The sequence below is a fragment of the Delftia sp. ZNC0008 genome, assembly GCF_000799035.1.
GTDB lineage: Bacteria > Pseudomonadota > Gammaproteobacteria > Burkholderiales > Burkholderiaceae_C > Comamonas > Comamonas tsuruhatensis.
On sequence record NZ_JTKZ01000894.1, the window covers coordinates 23,916 to 33,143 of the forward strand.

Annotated in this window: 7 protein-coding genes; 4 read left to right on the forward strand and 3 right to left on the reverse strand. The window is 68.2% G+C overall.

All coding sequences use genetic code 11. The features are described from left to right. Positions 1-163: 163 nt before the first annotated feature. On the forward strand, positions 164-1,552 hold the full coding sequence (locus tag L995_RS29025) for a sodium:solute symporter (protein ID WP_046240921.1): 1,389 nt from the start codon (positions 164-166) through the stop codon (positions 1,550-1,552). A 14-nt stretch (positions 1,553-1,566) separates the two neighbouring features. Beyond that, complete coding sequence (speB, locus tag L995_RS29030; RefSeq protein ID WP_047474867.1) at positions 1,567-2,637, forward strand: agmatinase; 1,071 nt, start codon at positions 1,567-1,569, stop codon at positions 2,635-2,637. On the opposite strand, the gene L995_RS29035 is transcribed toward speB, so the two are convergent. From L995_RS29035 to queG, 3 genes are all read right to left on the reverse strand, one after another. Further along, positions 2,634-3,635 carry a helix-turn-helix transcriptional regulator gene (locus L995_RS29035; protein ID WP_074921003.1) on the reverse strand — a complete coding sequence of 334 codons (1,002 nt, stop codon included), beginning with the start codon at positions 3,633-3,635 and terminating at the stop codon, positions 2,634-2,636. The two genes, speB and L995_RS29035, sit on opposite strands and share 4 nt — an antisense overlap. Before the next feature lie 248 nt (positions 3,636-3,883). Beyond that, on the reverse strand, positions 3,884-6,931 hold the full coding sequence (locus tag L995_RS29040) for a diguanylate cyclase (RefSeq protein ID WP_047474870.1): 3,048 nt from the start codon (positions 6,929-6,931) through the stop codon (positions 3,884-3,886). Between the two features lie 115 nt (positions 6,932-7,046). Then, a complete protein-coding gene (gene queG / locus L995_RS29045; protein WP_047474873.1) occupies positions 7,047-8,102 on the reverse strand; it encodes a tRNA epoxyqueuosine(34) reductase QueG in 1,056 nt (351 codons plus the stop codon). A gap of 12 nt (positions 8,103-8,114) precedes the next feature. Here queG and tsaE point away from each other — a divergent pair, with 12 nt between their 5' ends. Both tsaE and L995_RS29055 read left to right on the forward strand, forming a co-directional pair. After that, a complete protein-coding gene (gene tsaE, locus L995_RS29050; RefSeq protein ID WP_047474875.1) occupies positions 8,115-8,642 on the forward strand; it encodes a tRNA (adenosine(37)-N6)-threonylcarbamoyltransferase complex ATPase subunit type 1 TsaE in 528 nt (175 codons plus the stop codon). Continuing rightward, on the forward strand, positions 8,639-9,228 hold a 590-nt coding region (locus tag L995_RS29055), incomplete at its 3' end, for an AMIN domain-containing protein (protein ID WP_047474877.1). The genes tsaE and L995_RS29055, both read left to right, overlap by 4 nt.

Below are 9,228 nucleotides of genomic sequence, written 5' to 3' on the forward strand. Positions count from 1 at the left end.
CGGCTGCTGTCTAGCATTCACGGCTGTTGCGGCGCGCTTCGGTTCACCGGAGCACGCCGCCAGCGCAGAACAAGAGGGGCGGTCCGTGACATTCACTTGCGTGAATACCGCTGTTTCAGAAGGACCCTGCACACGGGGTCGGAACAAAAAGGGGAGAGAGACCATGGTGCTTGATATCTCGGTGGTAGTGATCTACGCGGCAGCCATGCTGCTGCTGGGCTGGTACGGCATGCGCCGCGCGAAGACGCAGGAGGATTTTCTCGTGGCGGGCCGCAACCTCGGGCCGGGCCTGTACATGGGCACCATGGCTGCCACGGTGATCGGCGGGGCCAGCACGGTGGGCACGGTACGCCTGGGCTACGTGTACGGCATCTCGGGCTTGTGGTTGTGCGCGGCTCTGGGTGCGGGCCTGCTGGTGCTGAACCTGTTCCTGGCCAAGCCCCTGCTCAGGCTGCGCATCTGCACCGTGACCCAGGTGCTGGAGCGGCGCTACAGCGCCCGCACCCAACAGGCCAGCGCACTGGTGATGCTGGCCTATGCGCTGATGCTGGCGGCCACGTCGGTGATCGCCATCGGCACCGTGATGCAGGTGCTGTTCGACCTGCCTCTGTGGATCTCCATCCTGGTGGGCGGTGGCGTCGTGGTCATCTACTCGGCCGTGGGCGGCATGTGGTCGCTGACGCTGACGGACATCGTGCAGTTCGTGATCAAGACCGCGGGCCTGATGCTGATCCTGCTGCCCATCTGCCTGTACCGCGTGGGCGGCTGGGACCAGCTGGTTGCACGGCTGCCTGCGTCCAGCTTCGATGTCACACACATCGGCTGGGACACCATCGCCACCTACTTCGTCATCTATTTCTTCGGAATCATGATCGGCCAGGACGTGTGGCAGCGCGTGTTCACGGCCCGCAGCGAACGCGTGGCCGCCGTGGCGGGCAGCCTCGCCGGCCTGTACTGCGTGGTCTACGGGCTGGTCGGCGCCCTGGTGGGCATGGCGGCGCGGGTGCTGCTGCCGGAACTGGACAACCCCAACAACGCCTTTGCCGCCATCGTGCAGGCCAGCCTGCCGGACGGCGTCCGCGGCCTGGTGATCGCTGCCGCGCTGGCCGCCATGATGTCCACCGCCAGCGCGGCCATGCTGGCGGGCTCCACCGTGCTGGCCGAAGACCTCGTGCCCCTGCTGCGGCAAGGCAAGCCGCTGGCCGATGTGCGCTGGCACCGGCTGCTGACGCTGCTGGTGGGCCTTGCCGTGCTCGGCATCGCCCTGGTGGTGGACGACGTGCTCAATGCCCTGACCACCGCCTACAACCTGCTCGTGGGCGGCATGCTGGTGCCGCTGATCGGCGCCATCTACTGGCGCCGGGCCACCACGGCGGGCGCCATTGCCAGCATGCTGCTGGGCTGCGCCACGGCAGTGGTCTTCATGGTCCGCGACGGATTGGCCGCCAACACGCCGATCTACGCCAGCCTGGCCATGAGCACGGCCAGTTTCATCCTCATCAGCCTGGCGCAGCGCTCGCAGCAGCGCTCCCTGTCGGGCATCCAATCCTGAACCAAGGGACACCCATGACCCTCTTTACTGCAGACAGGCTGGCCGCGCTGCGTGCGCGCTTCGGCGGAGACAACGAGTCCGTCATCCACGATCCGCATTTCCGCACCGTGGCCGCCCACATCATCGACGCCAGCGGCACGCGCAGCGCACCCTACGCAGGCATTCCCACGCTGCTGGATGCCCCCATGCACCCCATGGACTGGAGCCGCCCGGACTTCGGCGAACTGCAGGCCGCGCTGATCGGCGTGCCCATGGACCTGGGCATCAGCAACCGCAGCGGCTGCCGCTTCGGGCCCAGGGCGCTGCGCTCGATAGAGCGCGTGGGCCCCTACAACCATGTACTCAGATCCGCGCCCACGCGCGAGCTGCGCGTGGCGGACATCGGCGACGTGCCGCTGTCCAGCCGCTACAGCCTGGAGCAGTCGCACCGCGACATAGAGTCGGCCTTCGCGAAGATCCATGCGGCCGGCGTGATTCCGCTGTCTGCGGGCGGAGACCACTCCATCACCCTGCCCATACTGCGCGCGCTGGGCCGCGACCGGCCACTGGCCCTGGTCCACTTCGATGCCCACTGCGATACTGGCGGCCCCTTCGACGGCAGCCGCTTCCACCACGGCGGCCCCTTTCGCCAGGCCGTGCTGGATGGCGTGCTCGACCCCACGCGGACCATCCAGATCGGCATACGCGGCGCGGCCGAATATCTCTGGGAGTTCTCCTACGAGTCGGGCATGACGGTGATCCACGCAGAGGACCTTCCCGCGCTGGGCGTGGACGGCGTCATTGCCCGCGCACGCGAGGTGGTGGGCGATGCGCCCGTCTACGTCTCCTTCGACGTCGACTGCCTGGACCCGGCCTTTGCGCCCGGCACGGGCACGCCCGAGGTGGGAGGCCTGACGGTGCGCGAAGCCCAGGCCATGGTACGCGGCCTGGCCGGCATCCACATCGTGGGCGGTGACGTGGTCGAGGTCTCGCCCGCCTACGACGCCACCACCAACACCGCCCATGCGGGCGCGCAGATGCTGTTCGAAATCCTCAGCCTGATCTGCGCACGCCACGCTGACCGAGGCGCCGCAAGCCCTGTCTAGGTGCCCGCCCCGTCCCCGTGCCAGGTGGACGGCCCCATGCCCTCCGCCCCCGGCTCACGCAGCAGCTCCAGCGGCGTGCTGCCGTAGCGTGCCCTGAAGCGCCGGGAAAAATGCGCGAGCGAGTTGAAGCCGCAGCGCTGCGAGATTTCCGTGACGCCCAGCGTTCCCGGCTTCGCTGCGCGCAGCAGCGCATGGGCGCGCTCCAGTCGATAGTCCATGAGTTCGGCGCTGAGGCTGGTGCCTTCGCGCGACAGCCGCGATTGCAGCGAGCGCACGGAAAGTCCCAGCCTCGATGCCACGCGCTCCGGCCCCAGCGCCGGGTCCGGATATTGGCGGGCGATCAATTGGCGCACCCGGCACAACAGCACGTGCATGGGCGCGTCAGGCCGGGCTGCAGCCCTTTCGGCCCCGGCCTGCAGCACGGTCTTCAAGGTGTTGATGACCAGATCGGACAGCTGCGCGGACTCGCCCTCGGGCAGGGGCGCCTGCCATGCATGGATCAGTTGCATCTGCTGGACGAGCAGCTGCAACGACGCGCAGTCAGGCAGGCTGCGTGCCAGCAGTTGCGAAGCCATGCCTGCGCACGAATCGATCAGCGCCAGCGGCACGGCCAGCACGAGCAGGTCCACGGCTTCGTCCTGCCAGATGCGGTAGCCGCACCGCTCGTCCAACAGGAACAGTTGGCCGGGCTGCGCATGCGACTCGCCGCCCGCAACCGCCGCGCCCGGCCCATCGAGCGCAGACACCCGGGCGCGACCCTTGAGGTAGAGCAGGCACAGCAGGCTGGCCGGGCTCGCGCGCTGGCAACCCGCCTGCAGGCGCTGCATACCGTGGCCCGCCGCCATCTGGATGCGGTTGAACACCACCGCGCCCACGCCACGCGATGTGAGCACGGCCTCGAAGCGCTCGGGCCGCGCCACCAGGGGCGTGTGCGGCATCTGCGCCTCACGGCTGGCATCGCTCCAGAATTGCGCTCGCCCCAGGGGGGCGACATGCATCGTGGACCACCGGTTGTATGTCATACATTCCTCGCCCGGCGCGCAGCGCGCGGCCTGTTTTTGTGAGGGGCTGTGCGGGGAAGTCGATCGCGCCCCGGGGACTCGGGCAGACGGACCGACGACAGGGCCACGCGGCAGCATGAACCCTGGATTTTCGGGATTCCGGCGCCATCAGGCCATTGGACCATTCTGAAAATCGGCAGTCGACCGGGATGAATTCCTAGGCCGTTGCGCCGAAGCGGCCCGGATCACCGCGCGATGGCAGGCAGCCGCTCGCTCCACAGCGTGGACTGGTTGCGGCCGTTGCGCTTGGAGTAGTACAGCGCGGCGTCGGCACGCTCCAGGCAGCCCTGGGCCGAGGCATCGCTGCGCTGCAGCTCGTACACGCCCAGGCTGATGGTGATGCGCAGGTCGCCGGCCAGGCCCGCATCGATGGCGCGCGCGGCAACGGTTTCGCGCAGGCTTTCGGCGCGGCGCAGGCCCACCTCGGCATCGGTGTCGGACAGCAGCACGGCAAACTCCTCGCCGCCCAGCCGGCCCACCATGTCTTCCTTGCGCATTTCCTGCGCCACCGAGGCCAGCAGCTCCTTGAGCACGATATCGCCCACCGCATGGCCGTAGCCGTCGTTCACCTGCTTGAAGTGGTCTATGTCCAGCATGATCAGCGTGGAATGCGCGACCAGGCCGCTGCGCAGATGGTCCAGCTCCATCGCCAGCCGCTCCAGGAAGGCGCGGCGGTTGGGAATGCCCGTCAGCGCATCGGTCAGCGCCAGCGTTTCCAGCTGGGATTCGCGCTGCTGCCTCTCCGTCGCATCGTGGAAGACCCAGCAGTGGCCGATGGAGCGATCACCGTCGCGCAGCTGCATGCCCTCGATCTCCACATAGTGGTCGTCGGGCAGCGCATGCAGGGACCGGCCAGCCACGGGCCCCGCGCTGAGCACGCCAGCCACCGAAGGCGGCAGCAGCTGGATCAGCGCCGGCATGCCCAGCCCCACCAGGGCGGCAGGCGCCATGTCCAGCCGCAGCGCGGCCGCCAGCATGCGGTTGGCGGCCAGCACCTGGCGGCCCTGGGCGTCGGTGACCAGAATGCCGGCGGGAAAGCGGTCGATGATGGCCTCCAGCCGGTGCTGGGTCTCGGCCAACGCGGTCTCGGCGCGCCGGCGCGCGTCGGTATCGATCATGGTCCAGATGACGCGGCCGTCGTCCTCGTCGGGGTCCAGCAGCGAGCCCTGCATGTCGAACCAGTGGCCCGAGCCCGAAGGCATGCGCAAAATCCACTCCGTGCGCACCGTGCCGCGTGCGTTGAGCTGTCCGTAGAGCTGGCCGAAGCGCTCGGAGCTCTCGTCGCTGACATGCAGGGAGCGAAAGTTCACGCCGCCGGGCAGCCGGTCTGTCTCGATCTCGAAGGTCTGCACCGCGCGCTCGTTGGCATAGAGGATTTCGCGCTGGGGACCGGCCATGACGATCAGGGCGCTTCCCCGGTCCAGCAAGGCCTTGATGAGCCGGGACTGCTCCACGCGCTGCTGTATGTCGGTGTGCGTGCCCAGCATGCGCACGGGCTTGCCGTCGGCATCGCGCTGGGTGATTTCGCCGCGCGACTCCACCCACAGCCAGCTGTCGGCCGAGCTACGCAGCCGCATCTCCACGCGGAAATCGGCCCCGGCCTCGGCATGGCGCTGCAGCCGCGCCAGCATCCGCGCCCTGTCCGAGGGATGGACCATCGCGCAGAAGGCGTCATAGTTCATGGGGAACTGCGCGGCCTCGAAGCCCAGCATCTGGTAGCAGCGGGCATCCCATTCCACATGGCCGCTGCGGCAGTCCCACTGCCACAGGCCGTCGCGCACGGCGCCCACGGTCAGGCGCAGGCGTTCCTCGCTGTGGCGTATGGATTCCTGCATGGCCTGGTCCTGCGTCACATCGTGCACATAGCCATGCCACAGCAGGGAGCCGTCTTCCTCCTGCTGCGGCCGGGCGTGACCATGCAGCCAGCGCAGCTCGCCTGCAGGGCCGTAGACGCGGTACTTGTGCTCCCAGACACCCTTGCTGCCCACGCTGGCCTGCACCGAGGCCGCCAGGGCCGGCAAATCCTCGGGGTGGACCCGCTTGAGCAGTTCATGGTCGGCAAACCGGGCGGCATCGGCCTTGGCGCCATGCAGTTCGAAGAATCCGGGGCTGGTGAAAGGGAACCGGAACTGTCCATCCGCGCCTATGCGGAACTGGAACAGCCCGCCCGGCACCTCCTGCGCCAGCCGCGCAAAGCGCCGCTCACCCTGCAGCCGCATGCGCTCGCTGAGCTGGCGCTGGCGCGCCAGCCACAGCGTCAGCAGCATGCCCAGCAGCAGCACGGCCGTGCCTATGCCGTTGCGCAGCAGGCCGCGCTCCAGCGATGCCTCCAGCGACTCGAAGATGGCTTCCTTGTCCAGCCCTGCACTGACGATCAGCGGATAGCCCTCCACCCGGCTCCAGGCATACATGCGCTGCACGCCATCGACGGACGATTCGGCCTCGTAGGTGCCGCGCTCCAGGGCCGGTGCGAACCGCGCCACGCGCACATCGGAGACCGAGCGGCCCATCACCTGCTCCTGCCCCTGCGAGCGCGCCAGGTAGGCTCCATCGGTGCGCAGCAGCAGGATGACGTCGTTGGCGCCATCGAAGATGGACTGGAAATAGCGCGAGATGTATTCGGGCGACAGCGACAGCACCAGCACGCCCGAGAACTGCCCCTGGCGGTACAGCGCGCGGCTCAGCTGTATGGTCCATTTGTGGGAGACACGCCCCTGTACGGGGCGGCCGATGAACATGCCCATGTTCTCGCGGTTGGCATGCACCTGGAAATGCTCGCGGTCCCGGATGGAGACCTTGGCAGCCCGCGTCTGCACCTCCTGCTGGAGGTTGGAATACACGATGTCCCCGTTCTCGTCGGCCACGGCGATCTGCAGGAAGGTGCCGGCCGGGTAGGCGTCGAACGTGGTCTGCACGGCACGCCGGAACCCGTCGACATCGCCATCGGCAAAGTCGGACTCCAGCCCGCGCATGGTGTAGTCCAGGCCGGACAGCAGGGTCTGCACCTGCACCGACACCGCATGCGACATTTGCCCCACCCGCAGCCAGGACTGGGACTCGGTAAAGCTGCGCTGCGTGCGGTGGCTGTCCACCAGCACCGTCCAGTACGCCACCGTGGCCAGCAGCACGCAGCACAGGCCCACCCAGACGGCCACAGTGGTCTGGGTCAGCGGTTCTGCGTTCAGCAGGCGGGACAGGCTGCGGGGAGGCTTTGCGCGCATATCAAACATCATGTTGAGTCACACAGGCCCCGCGCCTTCAAGGGCAGTGGCCCGCAACAGGCCGCCGGGGGGCACTCCGACAGAGCGCAACAATTGTTTCACACACAAGCGCCCTGGTCTTATCAGCTCAATCCGATCTTTGCGACAGCGCCCAGGCCACGTGCTCGCGCACCAGGGCGTCCGGATGTTCGGCGCGGCTGGCCAGCGCCTGCTGCAATGCCGCGTTGCCGGTTTCACGCCAGGCATTGCCCAGCGCCACGGCCACATTGCGCAGCCAGCGCGCATGGCCTATGCGCCGGATGGGACTGCCTTCGGTCAGGCGCAGAAAGGTCGGCTCGTCCCAGGCAAAGAAGTGCACCAGCTGCCCGCCGGACAGGGCCTCGCGCGCATCGAAGTCAGGCAGGCGGCTGGGCTGGGCGAACTTGTTCCAGGGGCAGGCCAGCTGGCAGTCGTCGCAGCCATAGATGCGATTGGCCATCAGCGGCCGCAGCTCCTCGGGAATGGCGCCCGCGTGCTCGATGGTCAGATAGGAGATGCAGCGCCGCGCGTCCACCCTGTGCGGCGCCACGATGGCGCCCGTGGGGCAGGCCGTGATGCAGGCTGCGCAACTGCCGCAGTGCGCGGTCACCGGCGCCGTGGGCTCCAGCGCCAGATCCACATAGATCTCGCCCAGGAAGAACATGGAGCCTGCCTCGCGGTTGAGCACCAGCGTGTGCTTGCCACGCCAGCCCTGGCCGCTGCGCCGGGCCAGCTCGGCCTCCAGCACGGGAGCGGAATCGGTGAAGGCGCGGTGGCCGAAGGGGCCGACCTCCTGGGCGATGCGCTCTGCCAGCTTCTGCAGCCGGTTGCGCAGCACCTTGTGGTAGTCACGGCCCCGGGCATAGACGGAGACGATGCCCTCGGCGGGCCGCTGCAGCCTCTCCCACTCCATGGCCTGCCAGGCGCCGGGCGCGTCGGCGGGCGTGTCGCGCGGCAGGTAGTCCATGCGGGCCGTGATCACGCTCACGGTGCCTGGCACCAGCTCGGCAGGCCGCGCGCGGCGCAGTCCGTGGGCCTGCATATAGTCCATCTCGCCATGGAACCCCTGGGCCAGCCACTGCATCAAACCCGGCTCCGCAGACGACAAATCCACGCCAGCCACGCCAATTTGGGAAAATCCCAGTTCGCGGGCCCAGCCTTGCATCAAAGGAACCAATTGACTGCTGCACAACATACTCCCTCGATTGTAGAAAGCGCCCGGCCGCAGGATGCGGAAACTGCGGGCCATCGCTGGATATGGAGCAGCGAGGAAGACACGCAGCGGTTTGCGCAGCAGCTCGCGGACCATCCGGCGCTGCGCAATGCCTACGTCACGCTGCACGGCGACCTGGGCGCCGGCAAGACCACGCTGGTGCGGCACTGGCTGCGCGCACTGGGCGTGCAGGGCCGCATCAAAAGCCCCACCTATGCCGTGGTGGAGCCGCATGAGGCGCCGGGCCTGTCCATCTGGCATTTCGACTTCTACCGCTTCGACGATCCGCGCGAGTGGGAGGATGCAGGATTTCGCGATATTTTCGCCAGCCCCGGTCTCAAGCTGGCAGAATGGCCCGAAAAGGCCGCAGCGCTTACGCCTGCGGCAGATATAGCTATTCATATCGAAGCAATCGACGAGACGCAGCGCCAGGTGAGCCTGATCGCCGGCACGCCCGTCGGCCGCGCCGTGATCCAAGCACTCAAGGCATGAGCGACGCCCAACCCTTCTCCTATCCGTCCGGCCTGTCGCGCCGCAACCTGCTGCAGGCGGGCTCCATCGTGCTGCTGCTGGGCCGCCAGCACATTGCGCACGGCGCCACCATCGTGGCCGTGCGCGTCTGGCCTGCGCCAGAGTACACGCGCGTGACCATCGAGTCCGACCGGCCGCTGGCTGCCAAGCAGTTCTTCGTGGACCAGCCGCCTCGGCTGGCCGTGGACATCGAAGGCATCGACCTCAATCCCGCGCTGCGCGAGCTGGTCGCCAAGGTGCGCTCCGACGACCCCAACATCGCATCCATCCGCGTGGGCCAGAACTCGCCCAGCGTGGTGCGCCTGGTGATCGATCTCAAGCAGCCCGCCAAGCCCCAGGTCTTCACCCTGCAGCCGGTGGCGGCCTACAAGCACCGGCTGGTGTTCGACCTGTACCCGGCCAAGGCCGTGGACCCGCTGGAGGCGCTGATCAGCGAGCGCCTGCGTGATGCCTCCGGCGACGACACCGCCGTGGCGTCGGCACCTCCACCACCTCCTGCACCCGCAATGCCCCGCCCCCCAGGCGCCGCGGCGCCGGCCCCCCGCGG

Coding starts and splice junctions, on each gene's coding strand:
- L995_RS29025 (WP_046240921.1), top strand. CDS start 164: ATGGTGCTTGATATCTCGGTGGTAGTGATCTACGCGGCAGCCATGCTG.
- speB (WP_047474867.1), top strand. CDS start 1,567: ATGACCCTCTTTACTGCAGACAGGCTGGCCGCGCTGCGTGCGCGCTTC.
- L995_RS29035 (WP_074921003.1), bottom strand. CDS start 3,635: ATGCATGTCGCCCCCCTGGGGCGAGCGCAATTCTGGAGCGATGCCAGC.
- L995_RS29040 (WP_047474870.1), bottom strand. CDS start 6,931: ATGATGTTTGATATGCGCGCAAAGCCTCCCCGCAGCCTGTCCCGCCTG.
- queG (WP_047474873.1), bottom strand. CDS start 8,102: ATGCAAGGCTGGGCCCGCGAACTGGGATTTTCCCAAATTGGCGTGGCT.